This is a genomic window from Streptomyces sp. NPDC046712 (genome assembly GCF_040645695.1).
Classification (GTDB): Bacteria; Actinomycetota; Actinomycetes; order Streptomycetales; family Streptomycetaceae; genus Streptomyces.
Map to the genome: position 1 here is coordinate 85,696 of NZ_JBEYYW010000003.1, position 17,390 is coordinate 103,085.

13 protein-coding genes and 2 pseudogenes are annotated in these 17,390 nt (G+C 70.7%); 8 read left to right on the plus strand and 7 right to left on the minus strand.

The genetic code is table 11. The features are described 5' to 3' along the window. Positions 1-7: 7 nt before the first annotated feature. Together ABZ939_RS04890 and ABZ939_RS04895 are read right to left on the minus strand one after the other, a co-directional pair. Entirely contained in the window at positions 8-1,111 is a 1,104-nt protein-coding gene (locus tag ABZ939_RS04890; RefSeq protein WP_361849394.1) for an ATP-binding protein, read from the minus strand. Next, a complete protein-coding gene (locus tag ABZ939_RS04895; protein WP_361849396.1) occupies positions 1,108-1,761 on the minus strand; it encodes a response regulator transcription factor in 654 nt (217 codons plus the stop codon). Before ABZ939_RS04895 ends, ABZ939_RS04890 begins: the two co-directional genes overlap by 4 nt. A gap of 125 nt (positions 1,762-1,886) precedes the next feature. Here ABZ939_RS04895 and metG point away from each other — a divergent pair, with 125 nt between their 5' ends. Beyond that, entirely contained in the window at positions 1,887-3,494 is a 1,608-nt protein-coding gene (gene metG, locus ABZ939_RS04900; protein WP_361849398.1) for a methionine--tRNA ligase, read from the plus strand. Positions 3,495-3,667: 173 nt separating this feature from the next. Beyond that, positions 3,668-4,436, plus strand: a pseudogene (locus ABZ939_RS04905) (triphosphoribosyl-dephospho-CoA synthase). Here ABZ939_RS04905 and ABZ939_RS04910 read toward each other — a convergent pair. Beyond that, a pseudogene (locus ABZ939_RS04910) lies at positions 4,433-4,777 on the minus strand (dioxygenase); the annotation flags it as partial. The pseudogenes ABZ939_RS04905 and ABZ939_RS04910 sit on opposite strands and share 4 nt — an antisense overlap. An 84-nt stretch (positions 4,778-4,861) precedes the next feature. Then, positions 4,862-6,688: an aspartate--tRNA ligase gene (gene aspS, locus ABZ939_RS04915; protein WP_361849400.1), complete on the minus strand. Its 1,827-nt coding sequence runs from the start codon at positions 6,686-6,688 to the stop codon at positions 4,862-4,864. A 148-nt stretch (positions 6,689-6,836) separates the two neighbouring features. Here aspS and ABZ939_RS04920 point away from each other — a divergent pair, with 148 nt between their 5' ends. Both ABZ939_RS04920 and ABZ939_RS04925 read left to right on the plus strand, forming a co-directional pair. After that, entirely contained in the window at positions 6,837-9,020 is a 2,184-nt protein-coding gene (locus ABZ939_RS04920; protein ID WP_361849402.1) for a SpoIIE family protein phosphatase, read from the plus strand. Positions 9,021-9,116: 96 nt separating this feature from the next. Then, a complete protein-coding gene (locus tag ABZ939_RS04925) occupies positions 9,117-9,935 on the plus strand; it encodes an MBL fold metallo-hydrolase (RefSeq protein ID WP_361849404.1) in 819 nt (272 codons plus the stop codon). Between the two features lie 81 nt (positions 9,936-10,016). On the opposite strand, the gene ABZ939_RS04930 is transcribed toward ABZ939_RS04925, so the two are convergent. After that, complete coding sequence (locus ABZ939_RS04930) at positions 10,017-11,096, minus strand: AI-2E family transporter (RefSeq protein ID WP_361849406.1); 1,080 nt, start codon at positions 11,094-11,096, stop codon at positions 10,017-10,019. Between the two features lie 223 nt (positions 11,097-11,319). Beyond that, entirely contained in the window at positions 11,320-12,282 is a 963-nt protein-coding gene (locus ABZ939_RS04935; RefSeq protein WP_361849408.1) for a pirin family protein, read from the minus strand. 128 nt (positions 12,283-12,410) lie between these two features. Between ABZ939_RS04935 and ABZ939_RS04940 the strand changes: the two genes are divergently transcribed. After that, complete coding sequence (locus ABZ939_RS04940) at positions 12,411-12,893, plus strand: hypothetical protein (RefSeq protein ID WP_361849410.1); 483 nt, start codon at positions 12,411-12,413, stop codon at positions 12,891-12,893. Positions 12,894-13,020: 127 nt separating this feature from the next. On the opposite strand, the gene ABZ939_RS04945 is transcribed toward ABZ939_RS04940, so the two are convergent. Next, complete coding sequence (locus ABZ939_RS04945) at positions 13,021-13,512, minus strand: SseB family protein (protein ID WP_361849412.1); 492 nt, start codon at positions 13,510-13,512, stop codon at positions 13,021-13,023. Positions 13,513-13,732: 220 nt separating this feature from the next. On the opposite strand from ABZ939_RS04945, the gene ABZ939_RS04950 reads away from it, so the two are divergent. From ABZ939_RS04950 to ABZ939_RS04960, 3 genes are all read left to right on the plus strand, one after another. Then, entirely contained in the window at positions 13,733-15,562 is a 1,830-nt protein-coding gene (locus ABZ939_RS04950) for an acyl-CoA dehydrogenase (RefSeq protein WP_361849964.1), read from the plus strand. A gap of 248 nt (positions 15,563-15,810) precedes the next feature. Beyond that, a complete protein-coding gene (locus ABZ939_RS04955; RefSeq protein WP_361849414.1) occupies positions 15,811-17,100 on the plus strand; it encodes a M18 family aminopeptidase in 1,290 nt (429 codons plus the stop codon). 53 nt (positions 17,101-17,153) lie between these two features. Continuing rightward, entirely contained in the window at positions 17,154-17,381 is a 228-nt protein-coding gene (locus ABZ939_RS04960) for a DUF6458 family protein (RefSeq protein ID WP_361849416.1), read from the plus strand. The last annotated feature ends 9 nt before the right edge of the window (positions 17,382-17,390 follow it).

The following is a 17,390-nucleotide window of genomic DNA, read 5'->3' on the forward strand; positions in this document are numbered from 1 at the left end:
TACGCGCCTACCTGGTGGTGACGGGCAACGTCACCGTCACCACCAGGCCCCCGCCTTCCTCCACCCCCCGTGCCACGGCCCCCACCGTGCCGCCGTGCGCCACCGCGATCGACCGTACGATCGACAGCCCGAGCCCCGCCCCGGGCCCCATCCGGTCGCGCCCCTCCCCCCGCCGGAACGGTTCGAAGAGCCCCGGCACATCGCCGGCCGCCACCACCGGCCCGGTGTTGACGACGGTCAGCACCCCGCCCTCGACGCGCACCTCCACCGTCCCGCCGCCCGGCAGGTTGTAGGCGACCGCGTTGGCGACCAGGTTCCGTACGAGCTGCCCGAGCAGGACCCGGCTCCCCCGTACGACTCCCCCCTCTCCCGACACCTGCCCGGACACCTCCACCCCGTACGTCTCGCACTCCTCCGCGACCACGTCCCCCAGCCGTACGTCCTCCCGTGCCTCGAGACCCCGCTCGCTCCGGGCGAGCAGCAGCAGCCCCTCGATGAGCCGCTCGCTGCGCCGGTTGGAGTCCAGCAGCACCTGCTTGACCTCGGAGGAGTCGTCGAGCCCGACCTGGATCGCGGTGCGCTGCGTGGCGAGCGGGGTCCGCAGCTCGTGCGAGGCGTTCGCGATGAACCGCCGCTGGCTGTCGAAGGCCGCCTCCAGCCGGACGAGCAGCGCGTCGATCGTGTCGCCGAGCTCCTTCAGCTCGTCGTCCGGCCCGCTCGCCGCGATCCTCTCGTGCAGGTTCCGCTCCGAGAGCCGCCGCGCCCGGGCGGTCATCTCGTGGACCGGTCGCAGCACCCGCCCGGCGGTCCACCAGCCCACGACGACCGCGCCGAAGGCCATGACGACCAGGGCGAGGCAGGACCACATGAGCCACTGCTCGCCCGCCGCCCGGCTGACGTCGTCACTCAGCCGGTACGCGGTGACGGTCTCGAACGGCGCCGCCACCCGCACGCGCGCCGCGATGGCCTCCGCCTCCCCGTCCGTACCGGCCCGGGAGAGCAGGTTGACCACCCCGAGCAGGCAGCCCCCGAGGACGACGAAGACGCCTCCGTACACGAGCGCGATCCGGGTCCGGATCGTCGATCCCGAGCCGAGCAGACCCTCGCTCACAGCACGTACCCCACGCCCTGCACGGTACGGATCAGCGCGGGCTCGCCGAGCTTCGCGCGCAGCTTGCTCATGCAGACCCGTACCGCGCCCGTGAAGGGGTCGGTGTGGGCGTCCCAGGCGCGTTCCAGGAGCTCCTCGGCGGAGACCGTGGCCCCGTCCGCCTCCAGCAGGACCTGCAGCACCGAGAACTCCTTCGGGGAGAGGTCGAGCGCGCGCCCCTCCCTGGTCACGGTCCGCCGGACGGTGTCCATCCGTACCCCCGCCCGCTCCAGCTGCGGCGGTACGGGACGGGCGCTGCGCCGTCGCAGCGCGCGCACCCGGGACACCAGCTCGGGGAACTCGAAGGGCTTGCCGAGGTAGTCGTCGGCGCCGAGGTCGAGCCCCTCGACCCGGTCCTCGGTGGAGGCGGACGCGGTCAGCATGAGGATCCGGGTCCTGGCGGCCCCGGCGACGAGCTCGCGCGCCACGTCGTCGCCGTGGACGCGGGGCAGGTCGCGGTCGAGGACGACGACGTCGTAGTCGTGCAGGCCCAGGTAGGCGAGGGCGGCGTCGCCGCTGTAGACGGTGTCGACGGCGAAGCCGGCCCGCCGCAGCCCGGTGGCGACGAGCTCCGCGAGGACCTCCTCGTCCTCGGCGACCAGTACGCGCATACGTTCCTCCCTCACGCCCGCTTTCTACGCGGGGGAACGTTTCGCGGACCTCTCCGTCTCCCGTCCCGCCCCACCCCCGGTTATCGATGTGAGTGGATCTTGAAGTGGCCGTTAGGATTTCGACCATGGCGGCCACTGGATCCGAGAAGCAGGGGGCGAAGGCGTACTACGTCTCGACCCCCATCTACTACGTCAACGACGCTCCTCACCTGGGCCACGCCTACACGACCGTCGCAGGCGACGTGCTCACGCGCTGGCACCGTCAGCGCGGCGAGAAGGTGTGGTACCTCACCGGCACGGACGAGCACGGTCAGAAGATCATGCGCACGGCCGAGGCGAACAACGTCACGCCCCAGGCCTGGTGCGACAAGCTCGTCGAGGAGGCGTGGAAGCCCCTCTGGGAGCACCTGAACATCGCGAACGACGACTTCATCCGGACGACGGAGAAGCGTCACACCGATCGCGTCCAGGAGTTCGTGCAGGACCTGTACGACAAGGGCGAGATCTACAAGGGCGGGTACGAAGGCCCGTACTGCGTGGGCTGTGAGGAGTACAAGCTCCCCGGCGATCTCATCGAGGCGGAGGACGGCACGAAGCTGTGCTCCGTCCACAAGAAGCCGGTGGAGATCCTCAAGGAGGAGAACTACTTCTTCAAGCTGAGCGAGTACGGCCCGAAGCTCATCGAGTTCTACGAGTCGAACCCCGGCTTCATCCAGCCGGAGTCGGCCCGCAACGAGGTGCTGAACTTCGTCAAGCAGGGCCTCGAGGACCTCTCGATCTCGCGCTCGACGTTCGACTGGGGCGTCCCGGTCCCCTGGGACGACAAGCACGTCATCTACGTGTGGATCGACGCGCTCCTGAACTACGCGACGGCGGTCGGCTACAACGAGAACCCCGAGAAGTTCGACGAGACCTTCCCGGCGAACGTCCACCTCATCGGCAAGGACATCCTGCGTTTCCACGCGATCATCTGGCCGGCGATGCTGATGGCCCAGGGCCTGCCGGTGCCGGGTCGCGTGGCCGCGAACGGCTGGCTGATGGTCGGCGGCGAGAAGATGTCAAAGTCGAACCTGACCGGCATCAAGCCGCAGGACCTGACCTCGCACTTCGGCGTGGACGCGTACCGCTGGTACTTCCTGCGGGCGATCGCGTTCGGCCAGGACGGCTCGTTCTCCTGGGAGGACTTCACCGCCCGCTACACCTCCGAGCTCGCCAACGACTACGGCAACCTCGCCTCGCGCGTGGCGGCCATGGTCGGCAAGTACTTCGAGGGCGCCCTGCCGGCCGCGACGGCCGACGGCGACGCGGAGAAGGCGATCCACGAGGGCCTGGCGAAGGCCGTCGCGACCGCGGACCAGAAGATCGGCGAGGAGCTGGACTTCCAGGGCGGCATCCTGGCGATCTTCGACTTCGTGAAGCAGGTCAACGGCTACATCACCGAGCAGGAGCCCTGGAAGGTCGCGAAGGACGAGTCGGAGACGGGCCGCGCCCGTCTGGCGACGATCCTCTACACGGCCGCCGAGTCCCTGCGCGCGGTCGCGGTCCTGCTGAACGCGATCATGCCGGAGACCTCCCAGAAGCTCTGGGACTCCCTCGGCGCCGAACCCACCCTGGGCGCCCTCGCCGCCCAGCCGGTCCAGTCGGCCGGCGAGTGGGGCCAGCTCCAGGCGGGCACGACGGTGACGAAGGGCGCGGTGCTCTTCCCGCGCCTGGAGGAGCCGAAGAAGGACTGACCTCCTTCCTCCCGTACGCACACGGCTGTGGCCGCCGCTCCCTCCGGGGGGCGGCGGCCACAGCCGTCTCGCGCCCAAGTCCGGCCCGCTGCCGCTTCGAACCCGTGGGTGACACAGCGGGCTCACAGCTCGGCGCGAGCCGGCGCTCAGGTCCGGGACCTAGCCTGCCGCGCATGAATGTGAGCCGTGAGGACGAGGGGCTGGCACGCGTCGCTGTGGAGGGGCTGCTGGCCGCGGTCGCGTTGACGTCCACGCCGGGGCTACACGAGGTGGACCTCGATGCTCTGCGGTGGTCCGCCGAGGCGTTGGGGGTCGGGTTCGCGGCGATGGCGGCGGTCGCGCGGCGGGTGGGGGAGCCGAGTCGGGGGCTGCGCGAGGAGCTCGGGGCCGTCGGGCGGGCCGCGGAGCGGGACATGGCGCGGGCCGACGGGGGCAGGGGGCTGCACCACGGGGCCGTGTGGCCGCTCGGGTTGCTCGTGGCGGGGGTCGCCCTCGCGCCCGGTGGGGACGTGGAGGAGATCACCGCGCTCGCGGGGCGGATCGCGGCGCACCCGGACCGGAAGGCTCCGCGCAGGCCCTCGCCCGGGTCGGCCGTCTCGGTCCGGTACGGGGCCGCGGGTGCGAAAGGTGAGGCGCGCGCCGGATTCCGCACGTGCGCAAGGCGTTGGCGGCCCTGGGCGCCGCGCGGCGGGCCGGGGCGCGGGAACCGGCGGCGCGGCTCGACGCCCTGCTCACGATCATGACGACGCTCCAGGACACCGGCCTGCTGCACACCGCGGGCCCGCACGGCCTGCGCGAGGTGCAGGACGGGGCACGCGAGGCCTCGCTGGACACCTGGCCCCCGACGACCTCGACCGTCGGCTGCGCGCACGCGGCCTGCGCCCCAGGGGCAGCGGCCACCTGCTCGCCGCTGCCCTGTTCCTGGACGGGCTCCGTGGTTAGGAGGACGTGCCCGTGTGGGTCTCGTCCGGGTCGACGCCCATCGTCAGCGTGGCGACGACACCCTTCGCGATCTTCCCCTTGGGGTACTTGAGGGTGAGCAGCCCGCCCTCCGCCCCGTTGCCCGGGTAGATGGTGTCCGCGTCGAGCGTCGTACGTTCCGTCGTGCTGGTGGAGTACGGGGCGACCTTCGCGCAGTCCAGGACGGCGGACTCGGCGAAGAACAGCTGGCCCGTGTGGCAGGTGTGGCCGCCCTCGTAGCCGGAAGACGTCATCTTCCCGCCCACGTGCACCTTGGTGTGGATGTGGACGCAACGGCCCCGGTACCAGCCGGGGAAGACCGTTCCTCGTGCGTCCACACACGCGCACGTACGCACCTACGCGAAGGGCCCGGAACCGTCGTACGGTTCCGGGCCCTTCGGTCATGCTCAGCGCGAGGCGTCCGGGTGGACGGCCTCCGTGATCGGGCGGCCGTCGGCCGGCTTCTCCACGGTCTTCTCCACCGGCTTGCGCAGCTGGATGTTCAGCTCGCGCAGGCGCGCCTCGTCCAGCTCCGTCGGGGCGCCCATCAGCAGGTCCTGCGCGTTGCCGTTGAGCGGGAAGGCGATCGTCTCGCGGATGTTCGGCTCGTCGGCCAAGAGCATCACGATGCGGTCCACGCCCGGGGCGATGCCGCCGTGCGGCGGGGCGCCGTACTCGAAGGCGCGGAGCATGCCCGCGAACTCGTGCTCGACCGTCTCGCGCGAGTAGCCCGCGATCTCGAAGGCCTTGAACATGATCTCGGGCTCGTGGTTCCGGATCGCGCCGGAGGACAGCTCGATGCCGTTGCAGACGATGTCGTACTGCCAGCCGAGGACGTCCAGCGGGTCCTGGGTCTCCAGGGCCTCCAGGCCGCCCTGCGGCATGGAGAACGGGTTGTGCGAGAAGTCGATCTTGCCGGTCTCCTCGTCCCGCTCGTACATCGGGAAGTCGACGATCCAGGCGAACCGGAAGACGTTCTCCTCGAACTGGCCGGCGCGCTTGGCGGCCTCGACCCGGACCGGGCCCATGATCTTGGAGACCTCGTCGAAGTCGCCCGCGCCGAAGAAGACGGCGTGGCCGGCCTCCAGGCCGAGACGCTCGACGAGAACCTTGACGTTCTCCTCGGTGAGGAACTTGGCGATCGGGCCGGTCAGCGCGTTGCCCTCGCCGACGCGGACCCAGGCCAGGCCCTTGGCGCCGAGAGAGACGGCGAAGTCGCCGAGCGAGTCGAAGAACTTGCGCGGCTGGTCACCGGTGTTCGGCACCGCGAGCGCACGCACGTGCTTGCCCGCGAAGGCCTTGAACTCGGAGCCCTCGAAGACGTCGGAGATGTCGACGAGCTCCAGGTCGGTGCGCAGGTCCGGCTTGTCGTTGCCGTACTTGAGCATCGACTCGCGGAACGGGATCCGCGGGAACGGGGAGGTGACGTGACGACCGCCGCCGAACTCCTCGAAGATCTCGGTCATGAGCTTCTCGATCGGCTGGAAGACGTCCTCCTGCTCGACGAAGCTCATCTCGACGTCGAGCTGGTAGAACTCGCCCGGCGAACGGTCCGCGCGGGCGTCCTCGTCGCGGAAGCACGGCGCGATCTGGAAGTAGCGGTCGAAGCCCGAGATCATCAGCAGCTGCTTGAACTGCTGCGGCGCCTGCGGCAGCGCGTAGAACTTGCCCGGGTTCAGGCGGGACGGGACCACGAAGTCACGGGCGCCCTCGGGGGAGGTCGCGGCCAGGATCGGGGTCGCCATCTCGTTGAAGCCGAGGGCCACCATCTTGGAGCGGATGGCCGCGATGACGGCGGAGCGCAGCATGATGTTGCGGTGCATGCGCTCGCGGCGCAGGTCGAGGAAGCGGTACTCCAGGCGCCGCTCCTCGTTCACGCCGTCGTCGGTGTTGACGGTGAACGGGATCTGCTTGGCCGCGCCGAGGACCTCGATGTCGGCGGCCTCGATCTCGATCTCGCCGGTGGGGAGCTCCGGGTTGACGTTCTCCGCGCCACGCGAGACGACCTTGCCGTCGACGCGGACGACGGTCTCCTTCGTCAGCTTGTCGAGCACCTCGGCCGCGGCGGTGCCGGGCCGGGCGACGAGCTGCGTGATGCCGTAGTGGTCGCGCAGATCGATGAAGAGGATGCCGCCCAGGTCGCGCCGATTGTGCAGCCAGCCGCTCAGCCGGACGTCGGTGCCGACGTCAGAGGCGCGGAGCTCGCCGCAGGTGTGGGACCTGTACCGATGCATCGTCGTTCATCCAGTCTTCGGGATCTGAGGAATCTAGGGGGTTGACCACCGCACAGGGCAGACCCGACCAAGACTACCGGGAGACCCAAGATCGCATTTCGAATACGCTCAGTGGCGACCTGGAGTCCGATATTCATAAAGTGGGGCAATGCGCACCGAGGACGTCCTGGCCGCGATCGCGACCGGCCTGTGGCGCTGGGACAACGCTTCCGGGATCGTCACGCTCGACGCCGAGGCGGCCCGGCTGCTCGGGCTGCCCTCCGAACCGGTCCAGCTCACGGAAGCCGCCGTACGCTCCCGTTTTCATCCCGTCGACTGGAACGAGATCGACGGGGTCGTGAACCTCGCCGTGGCCGAAGGGACCCTCGCCGAGTCCCGGCTGCGGATCATGGACGGGAACGGGCGGGTGCTCCGTACCGTACGGAGCAGGTCCAAGCCGCTCATCGAGGGTGACGACTACCAGCTCGTCGGCACCCTCCAGGAGGTCGCCGAACCCCAGCCCGGCACCGCGGCCCGCACGCCCATCACCGGCGACTGGCGCCGCTCCCGCGAGGCGTTCCTGCTCGACGCCGGCCGGGCGCTGGCCGAGGCCCGGTCGACCGCCGAGGTGCTGCGGGTCGCCGCCTCCCTCTCCATGCCGGGCTTCTCGCCCGACGGGCTCGCCGTCTTCGGGGTCGCGGGCGAACGGCTGACGATCATCGGCCACCACGGGCACAGCGCGGGCGACGAGGGTCCGTTCACCTCGATGTCGGTGGACACCGACTACCCGGCGGCCGAGGTCGTACGGACGGGGCGGGCGATCTACCTGCCGACGCCGGAGGAGTACCTGCGGCGTTTCCCGGTGACCTGGCCGCTGGCGCAGCGCTTCGGCCGGCAGTCCTGGGCCTACCTGCCGCTCATCGTCGCCGGGCGCACCATGGGTGCCTGGATGGCCGCCTTCAAGCACCCGGTCGCCTTCACCCCCGACGAGCGGTCCGTCCTCACCACGGTCGCCCGGATGCTCGCCCAGGCGCTCGCCCGGGCGGGGGTCGCGGAGTCCGAGCGCGAGCTGTCGCTCGGCCTCCAGCGCACGATGTTGCCGGTCCTCGGGCCCGGGATCCCGGGCCTGCACGTCGCCGCGCGGTACGTCCCCACCGGCGGCGGGCTCCAGGTCGGCGGCGACTGGTACGACATGATCCAGCTCCCCGGCGGACGCATCGCACTGGTCATCGGCGACGTCCAGGGCCACGACGTCCGCGCCGCCGGGCTGATGGGCCAGCTCCGGATCGCTTTGCGGGCCTACGCCTCCGAGGGCCACCGGCCGGACGCCGTCCTCTCCCGCGCCTCGCGCTTCCTGTACGGGATCACCGACGGGGACGGTGACGTACCGAGCGGCAGGGGTGCGGAAGTCTCGGGCGTGGGCATCTCGGGCGGGGGCATCGGCGCGGGCATCTCGGGCGTGGACGGGCACGGCAGGCGTGCGCACGACGGCGGGCCGCGCTTCGCGACCTGCCTCTACCTGGAGATCGACCCGGTCACCGGTGTCGTGGACATCGCCCGGGCCGGACACCCCGACCCGGCGGTCCGGATGACAGACGGAACGGTTCTTCTGCGTCCCACCGCCGGCGGGCTCCCTCTCGGCATCGACCCGGACACCGACTACCCCACCACCCGGTTCACGCTGGAGCCCGGCGAGACCCTGATGATGTGCACCGACGGGCTCCTGGAGACCGGCGGCCACGACCTCGACACCGGCTGGAAACGCGTCCGCGACCTGCTCGAAGGGCACGACGGGGACTCCCTCGAGGACCTGGCCGACAGCCTCGTCGAGGCCGTCCACGGCCCCGGCTCCCACCACACCACGGGGCCGCTCGCGGACCGGCGCGAGGACGACATCGCGGTCCTGCTCCTGTCCCGCCAGGGCCCGGCCGTCCGCGAGGCGCCGCGCCGCACGATGATGACCGTCGCCCAGGCGGAACCCCAGCGGATCGCGGCGGCCCGCCAGCACCTGCGCCAGCTGCTGCACGACTGGACCGACGAGGACCAGATCGACTCGGCGGTCCTGATGGTCTCCGAGATGGTCACCAACGTCCTCATCCACACGGACGGCGACGCCCTCCTCGTCGCGGAGGTGACCTGCGGCGACGACTCCCGCCGACTGCGGGTGGAGGTCTCCGACGCCAGCGACGAGCTGCCCCACAAGCGGCACCCGGGCGAGATGGCGTCGTCCGGACGCGGTCTGGTGCTGATGGAGATGCTGGCGCACGCGTGGGGCGTCGACCCGCGGGGCGAGGGCAAGTCGATCTGGTTCGAACTGACCGAACCGGCCTCGGGGAAGGGCTGCTGCGCGTAGTCGCCCCCGGGGAGCCGGCGCAAAAAACGCGACGCGCACGGGTGGGGAGGACACTGGTGTCGTACGACCGCCGCCGGGGGGACCACGGAGCATCCCATGGACACCCACAAGGTCGGAAGCGACACCACCGTCCTGGCCGACAGCCTCGAAGTACCGGGGATCGGCCACATCCCCGCCAACGCGTACGTCCTCACCGCCAAGGAACCGGTCGTCGTCGACACCGGGCTCTCGATAGCCGACCGGAACTTCGTCAGCACGCTCGGCGCGGTCATGGACCCCGCCGACGTCCGCTGGATCTGGCTCACGCACCCCGACCGCGACCACACGGGCGGCATCTTCGACCTGCTCGTGGCCGCGCCCCGGGCGAAGGTCGTGACCACCTTCATCGGCGCCGGGATCATGACCACCGAACGCCCGCTGCCGATGGACCGCGTCTACTTCCTCAACCCCGGCCAGTCCCTCGACGTCGGTGACCGCATGCTGCACGCCTTCAAGCCGCCGCTCTTCGACAACCCCGCCACCGTCGGCTTCTACGACGAGAAGACCCGGATCTGCTTCAGCTCCGACTGCTTCGGCGGACCGATGCCGACCTCCGAGCTCGCCGAGAGCGGGCACGCGAACGACCTCAAGCCGGAGGAGCTGCAGCAGGCTCAGCTGCTGTGGGCGACCGTGGACAGCCCCTGGGTGCACGTCGTTGACCCGGTGAAGTACCGGGCGACGATCGCGCCCCTGCGGGAGATGAACCCGGAGATCGTGCTCAGCACGCATCTGCCGCCCGCCGTGCGGATGACGGACCTGATGATCGAGACGATCACGATGGCCCCCGACGCGGACCCGTTCGTGGGACCGGACCAGGCGGCGCTCGAGCAGATGCTGGCCTCCTTCGAGCCGGGTGGCATGCCGGCCGCCACCTGAGTCACTCCGGAGCGGGTGGGGCATGCCGGCCCGGAACCTGAGTCACTCCGGGGCGGGTGCCATGCCGCCCCGGAAGCTCAGTCACTCCGGGGCGGGCTCCTCCGATGTCCCTTCCTCCGCCCCGTACCGGCTCCGCAACTCGCCGATCACCCCGAAGGCGGCCGCCGTCACCGGTACGGCCAGAAGCATGCCCAGGATCCCGGCGACGGACGCCCCGGCCGTGATGGCGAGCATGACGACGGCGGGGTGCATCTGCACGGTCCGGCTCTGGATCGCGGGCTGGAGGACGTTGCCCTCGATGACCTGGACGGCCAGCACGACGCCGAGGGCCCAGAGCGCGATGACGAATCCGCGGTCGGCGAAGGCGACGAGGATGGCGACGGCCCCGGAAAGGAAGGCGCCGAGGTACGGGATGTAGGCGGTGACGAAGACGAGCGCGCCGAGCCCGACGGCGCCGGGCACCCGCAGGATCAGCAGCCCGATGGTGATGAGTACGGCGTCGACCAGGGCCACGAGGGTCGTGCCGCGCATGAAGCCCTCGACGGCCTCGAAGGCGCGGCGGCCCATGGCCTCCAGGGTGTCGCCGGTCGAGCGGGGGGCGAGCGAGCGCAGGGCCTCGGCGGCCCGGTCGGAGTCGCGGAGGAAGAAGAAGATCAGCAGCAGGGCGAGGAGGGCGGTGGCGGCCACCTCGCCGACGACGCTCAGCCCGGAGATCACCCCGGAGGCGGCGGTCCCGCCGAACTTCTCGAGGAGCGCCCGCGCGTTCTTGGCGAGGTCGTCGAGCGAGGTGCCGGCCGCGCCCAGGTGCTCGGCGATGTCGGCGGCGGCCTGCCGCACCGAGGCGATGATCTGGTCGCCGGTCTCGATGAGCGCGACGACCACGATGTAGGTGGCGCCGCCGACGAAGGCGAGGACGGCGAGGACCGTGAGTCCGGCGGCCAGCGACTTCTGCACCTTCATCCGCAGCAGGCGCCGGTTGAGCGGCCCGAGGAGCGCGGTGCCGAGGATCGCGAGCAGGACGGGTGTGACGGCCGTCTGGAACACGATGCACAGCCAGATGCCGACGGCGGCCACCCCCGCGACGAGCAGCGCGACGACACACCAGGCGGCGACCCGGCGGGCGACCTCGGGGAGGAGGGGGCGGGAAGTCGGCGTCTGCACCCGTCCACCGGACCACGCGGCTCGGCGTGTCGTCCTGCGCTGCGGACCCGGACGGGTGACGCCCCGTCAGACCTCGTACGGGTAAGGGGACGGGCACGGAACCGGTATGCGACCGGATACGGATACGGACACGACCGGATACGGGACGGGGTACGGACACGACCGGATACGGATACGGGACCGGGCGCGTGCCCGGTCCCGTACCCATACCCCTGGGTGCTCGTTACTCGCCCATGCCGTGGACGGCCGGGATCGTGCCCAGTCGGCCCGCCTGGAAGTCCTCGAACGCCTGGCGCAGCTCGGCCTGGGTGTTCATCACGAACGGGCCGTAGTGAGCCATCGGTTCGCGGATCGGCTGCCCGCCGAGGACGACGACCTCCAGGTCGGGCGTGTGCCCGTCCTGCTTCTCGTCGGCCCGGACCGTCAGCGCGCCGCCCTTGCCGAAGACGGCGGTCTGGCCCATGTGGACCGGTCGCCGCTCGGTGCCGGCGGAGCCGCGCCCGGCCAGGACGTAGACGAGTCCGTTGAAGTCCTCGCGCCAGGGCAGGGTCACTTCGGCGCCGGGCCGGATCGTCGCGTGGATCATGGTGATCGGCGTGTGGGTGATGCCCGGGCCGGCATGGCCGTCGAGCTCGCCGGCGATGACGCGGAGCAGCGCGCCGCCGTCGGGGGAGGTCAGCAGCTGCACCTGGCCACCGCGGATGTCCTGGTAGCGCGGGGCCATCATCTTGTCGGAGGCCGGCAGGTTGACCCACAGCTGGAGCCCGTGGAAGAGACCGCCGCTGACGACGAGGGACTCCGGCGGGGCCTCGATGTGGAGCAGCCCGCTACCGGCTGTCATCCATTGGGTATCGCCGTTGGTGATGGTGCCGCCGCCACCGTTGGAGTCCTGGTGGTCGAAGATGCCGTCGATGATGTACGTGACGGTCTCGAAGCCGCGGTGGGGGTGCCAGGGCGTGCCCTTGGGCTCTCCTGGGGCGTACTCCACCTCCCCCATCTGATCCATCATGATGAACGGGTCGAGGTACTGGTAGTTGATCCCGGCGAACGCGCGGCGCACCGGGAATCCCTCGCCCTCGAAGCCGGAAGGTGCCGTGGTCACGGCGAGCACGGGGCGGGAGACGGCGTCGGCCGGGGCGGCGACGCGCGGCAGGGTGAGCGGGTTCTCGACAGTCACAGCGGGCATGGCGGGACCTCCTTGTGCGACCAGTTTAGTTGAACAATGAACTTCCTGCCACCCGGAACACCGAGAGTCCCGGAAGACATTCCCCCGGACCCAACCGACACCGGCCGTCCGGCGTCCTACGGTCCGTGATGGATGCCCTGGACCCCGACCCCGACCACGACCTGCCGGAGCACGAGGAGGGCGAGCTCAGACCCGGCCCGCTGTGGCGCCACGCGCTCTGGACCGTGGGCGTCACCCTCTGCGGCCTCGGCCTCGGCTGGGCCGCGTCGACGTTCCGCCTGGGTCCGCCCGAGTTCGGCATCCCGAGCGCGGCCCCCGGCTCGCCCTGGCCGCTGCTCGCCGTGTGCGGCGTCGCGGGCCTGGCCGCCGCCGCGCTGCTGCGCGTCACGGCGGCACGGATTCCGGTCTACGGGCCTGGCCGGGTCTGCCTCGCCCTCGTCTTCTTCGGTACCCGGCTGGCGCTCGCCTACCGCCCGGAACCGGCGATTCTGGGATCGGGGGCGGCCGCGGTGCTGCTGGCCGCCGGGGCGTGGTGCGGCTACGCCCGGTGGACCCACCGCGGCACGACGCCTACGCCGACGCCGGCTGCGACAGCGTCACCGGCTCCGTAAAGAACCGACGCCGACGCCGACGCCCGCTCCGACACCGACTCCGTAAGCCCTTCACCGACTCCGTAAAGAGAAGGTGGCCCCAGAGGGAATCCCTCCGGGGCCACCGCTCACTCACTGTCGGTCCGGCCTAGCCGTACATCCGCCGCATCGCGAAGTCGACCATCTGCTCCACGGCCTTCGCGTCGAAGACCATGCGGTGGTCGCCCTCCATGTCCAGGACGAAGCCGTAGCCGGTCGGCAGCAGGTCGATCACCTCGGCGCCGGTGATCACGAAGTACTTCGACTCCTTGCCCGCGTACCGCCGCAGCTCCTTGAGCGAGGTGAACATCGGGATGACCGGCTGCTGGGTGTTGTGCAGCGCCAGGAAGCCGGGGTTGTCGCCCCGGGGGCAGTAGACCTTCGAGGTCGCGAAGATCTGCTGGAAGTCCTCGGCCGCCAGCGAACCGGTCGTGAAGGCCCGCACGGCGTCGGCGAGCGACGGTGGAGACGGCTCCGGATACAGGGGAGGCTGCTGCCCGTACCCGCCCTGCATCCCACCCTGCACACCGCCCGACATCGGCTGCTGCGGCGGCGGGGCGTACTGCTGCTGGGCGCCCTGATTCTGGTCGTAGCCGTACATGGGCCCCAGCCTATCGAGCGGGCGAAGCCCGCAGGGCGGGTACGGCGGGCCGAGACGGACCCCACACCGTCCGACTCGGCGGGCAGCGATTGACGTCACAGTTGACGGGATAGGGGTTGCTTCTTATTACCGGTGGGTAGCATTATCGGAGAGAGCATTAGCTACTCGCTGGTACGTGTACGAGGAACCCTGCCTCCCCGATCCATACGGAGCCGTCGCCATGGGGCACTACAAGTCGAATCTCCGCGACATCGAGTTCAACCTCTTCGAGGTGCTCGGGCGCGACAAGGTGTACGGCACCGGTCCGTTCGAGGAGATGGACGTCGAGACCGCCAAGAGCGTCCTGGAGGAGCTGACCCGCCTCTCCGAGAACGAGCTGGCCGAGTCCTTCGCCGACGCCGACCGCAACCCGCCGGTCTTCGACCCCGAGACGAACACCGCCCCGGTCCCCGCGAGCTTCAAGAAGTCCTACAAGGCCTTCATGGACTCCGAGTACTGGCGCCTCGGCCTGCCCGAGGAGATCGGCGGCACCACCTCCCCGCGCTCCCTGATCTGGGCCTACGCGGAGCTGATCCTCGGCGCGAACCCGGCCGTCTGGATGTACTCCTCCGGCCCGGCCTTCGCCGGCATCCTCTTCAACGAGGGCAACGAGGCGCAGAAGAAGGTCGCGCAGATCGCGGTCGAGAAGCAGTGGGGCTCCACCATGGTCCTCACCGAGCCCGACGCGGGCTCGGACGTCGGCGCCGGCCGCACCAAGGCGATCCAGCAGGAGGACGGCTCCTGGCACATCGAGGGCGTGAAGCGCTTCATCACGTCCGGTGAGCACGACATGGAGGAGAACATCCTCCACTACGTCCTCGCCCGCCCCGAGGGCGCCGGCGCCGGCACCAAGGGCCTCTCGCTCTTCCTCGTGCCGAAGTACCACTTCGACTGGGAGACCGGCGAGCTGGGCGAGCGCAACGGCGTCTACGCCACGAACGTCGAGCACAAGATGGGCCTCAAGGCCTCCAACACGTGCGAGATGACCTTCGGCGACCAGCACCCCGCCAAGGGCTGGCTGATCGGCGACAAGCACGACGGCATCCGCCAGATGTTCCTCATCATCGAGTTCGCCCGCATGATGGTCGGCACGAAGGCGATCTCCACCCTCTCCACGGGCTACCTCAACGCCCTGGAGTACGCCAAGGAGCGCGTCCAGGGCACCGACCTGGCGAACTTCATGGACAAGGCCGCGCCCAAGGTCACCATCACGCACCACCCCGACGTCCGCCGCTCGCTGATGACGCAGAAGGCGTACGCGGAGGGCATGCGCTCCCTCGTCCTCTACACGGCCGCCGTGCAGGACGCGATCCAGCTCAAGGAGGCCGCCGGCGAGGACGCGAAGGCCGAGATCGGCCTGAACGACCTGCTGCTGCCGATCGTGAAGGGCTACGGCTCCGAGAAGGGCTACGAGCAGCTCGCGCAGTCGCTCCAGACCTTCGGCGGCTCCGGCTTCCTGCAGGAGTACCCGATCGAGCAGTACATCCGGGACGCCAAGATCGACACCCTCTACGAGGGCACCACGGCCATCCAGGGCCAGGACTTCTTCTTCCGCAAGATCGTCCGCGACCAGGGCGCGTCCCTGAACGCGCTGGCCGAGGAGATCAAGAAGTTCCTCGCGGTCGGCACCGGCGGCGAGGAGCTGGCCGACGCCCGCGACGCGCTCGCCAAGGCGGCCGTGGACCTGGAGGGCATCGTCGGCGCGATGCTCACCGACCTCACCGCCACCGGCGAGGACGTCAAGAACATCTACAAGGTCGGCCTCAACACCACCCGTCTGCTGATGGCCTCCGGTGACGTGGTCGTCGGCTACCTGCTCCTCAAGGGCGCGGCCGTCGCCGCCGAGAAGCTGGCCGCCGGCGCCTCCGCCAAGGACCAGGCCTTCTACCAGGGCAAGATCGCGGCCGCGAAGTTCTTCGCCGCCAACGTCCTGCCGGGCGTCTCCGCCGAGCGCGCGCTCGCCGAGGCCGTCGACGGCTCGCTGATGGACCTGGACGAGGCCGCGTTCTAGTACGCGCCCCGTCCACTGACGAACGGCTCGCTCCCGGGGAGGGGAGTGGGCCGTTCCGTCATTGCGGAGCGGATGGGTCCGGACCCGCGGGGGCGGCTATGGGTCCGGGCTCGCGGAGGCCACGGCGCCGTCTTCGCGGAGGCCACAGGGCCGCCTTTGCGGAGGCCACGGTTCCGAGTTTGCGGAGGTCACGGGTCCGTCTTTCGGGGTCCCGGCGCCGCATTCCGGGGCGTGCGTAAGGTGAACCCATGACGAGCACCGCCCGCTTCGACCGCGGCCACACCGATGACCTCATGACCTTCCTGGCGGCCTCCCCGTCGCCGTACCACGCCGTGGCTAACGCCGCCGAGCGGCTGGAGAAGGCCGGCTTCCGGCAGGTCGAGGAGACCGCGGCCTGGGAGGGGACCGCCGGCGGGAAGTACGTGATCCGCGGCGGCGCGCTCATCGCCTGGTACGTGCCCGAAGGCGCCGCCGCCCACACCCCCTTCCGGATCGTCGGCGCCCACACCGACTCCCCCAACCTGCGCGTCAAGCCGGAGCCCGACATGGGCGCCCAGGGCTGGCGCCAGGTCGCCGTCGAGATCTACGGCGGAACGCTGCTCAACACCTGGCTCGACCGCGACCTCGGCCTCGCCGGCCGGCTGACCCTGCGCGACGGCAGCCACCACCTGGTGAACGTGGACCGGGCCGTACTGCGCGTCCCGCAGCTCGCCATCCACCTCGACCGACAGGTCAACGAGGGCATGAAGCTGGAGCGCCAGCGCCACATGCAGCCGATCTGGGGCCTCGGCGAGGTGCGCGAAGGCGACCTGATCCGCTTCGTCGCCGAGGAGGCGGGTGTCGACGCCGAGGATGTCAGCGGCTGGGACCTGATGGTCCACGCCATCGAGGCCCCCACCTACCTGGGCCGCGACCGCGAACTCCTCGCCGGCCCCCGCATGGACAACCTCATCTCCGTCCACGCCGGCGTCGCCGCCCTGGCCGCCGTCGCGGGCCGGGAGGAGCTCCCGTACATCCCCGTCCTCGCCGCCTTCGACCACGAGGAGAACGGCTCCGAGGCCGACACCGGCGCGCAGGGCCCGCTCCTCGGCAACGTCCTGGAGCGCTCCGTCTACGCCCGCGGCGGCGCCTACGAGGACCGCGCCCGCGCCTTCGCCGGCTCGATCTGTCTCTCCTCCGACGTCGGCCACGCCGTCCACCCCAACTACGCGGAGCGCCACGACCCGACGCACCGCCCGCGTCCCAACGGCGGCCCGATCCTGAAGGTGAACGTCAACCAGCGGTACGCCACCGACGGCAGCGGCCGGGCGGTGTTCGCCGCGGCCTGCGAGAAGGCCGGCGTGCCGTGGCAGTCCTTCGTCTCCAACAACGACATGCCCTGCGGCACGACGATCGGCCCGATCACCGCGGCCCGCCACGGCATCAGCACGGTCGACATCGGCGTCGCCTGCCTCTCGATGCACAGCGCCCGCGAGCTGTGCGGTGCCGAGGACCCGTACCTGCTCGCCAACGCGCTGGTGGCGTTCCTGGAGGGATAGCGGGGGCCAGCCCGGGTACGCGATCCCGACTACCCCAATAGGAGGCGGGATTCATGGGCCTGGGAGGCTGCATCATCCTCATCGCCGTGGGCGCCATCCTCACGTTCGCCACGGACTGGGAGATCGACGGAGTCAATCTCGACGTGGCGGGACTGATCATGATGGCCGTCGGTCTCATCGGCACGGCGACGTTCACGAGCATCGCGCGGCGCCGGCGGGCCGTCGTCCCGCCGGTCGCCCCGACCGTGGTGGACGACGACCGCCGCGACGGCGGCTACTGACCCCACCGA

What these genes read in the sequence shown, in the direction of transcription:
- metG (WP_361849398.1), top strand. Translation starts at nt 1,887, where the DNA reads ATGGCGGCCACTGGATCCGAGAAGCAGGGGGCGAAGGCGTACTACGTC.
- ABZ939_RS04945 (WP_361849412.1), bottom strand. Translation starts at nt 13,512, where the DNA reads ATGTACGGCTACGACCAGAATCAGGGCGCCCAGCAGCAGTACGCCCCG.
- ABZ939_RS04925 (WP_361849404.1), top strand. Translation starts at nt 9,117, where the DNA reads ATGGACACCCACAAGGTCGGAAGCGACACCACCGTCCTGGCCGACAGC.
- ABZ939_RS04955 (WP_361849414.1), top strand. Translation starts at nt 15,811, where the DNA reads ATGACGAGCACCGCCCGCTTCGACCGCGGCCACACCGATGACCTCATG.
- ABZ939_RS04935 (WP_361849408.1), bottom strand. Translation starts at nt 12,282, where the DNA reads ATGCCCGCTGTGACTGTCGAGAACCCGCTCACCCTGCCGCGCGTCGCC.
- ABZ939_RS04920 (WP_361849402.1), top strand. Translation starts at nt 6,837, where the DNA reads ATGCGCACCGAGGACGTCCTGGCCGCGATCGCGACCGGCCTGTGGCGC.
- ABZ939_RS04960 (WP_361849416.1), top strand. Translation starts at nt 17,154, where the DNA reads ATGGGCCTGGGAGGCTGCATCATCCTCATCGCCGTGGGCGCCATCCTC.
- ABZ939_RS04895 (WP_361849396.1), bottom strand. Translation starts at nt 1,761, where the DNA reads ATGCGCGTACTGGTCGCCGAGGACGAGGAGGTCCTCGCGGAGCTCGTC.
- ABZ939_RS04940 (WP_361849410.1), top strand. Translation starts at nt 12,411, where the DNA reads ATGGATGCCCTGGACCCCGACCCCGACCACGACCTGCCGGAGCACGAG.
- ABZ939_RS04950 (WP_361849964.1), top strand. Translation starts at nt 13,733, where the DNA reads ATGGGGCACTACAAGTCGAATCTCCGCGACATCGAGTTCAACCTCTTC.
- aspS (WP_361849400.1), bottom strand. Translation starts at nt 6,688, where the DNA reads ATGCATCGGTACAGGTCCCACACCTGCGGCGAGCTCCGCGCCTCTGAC.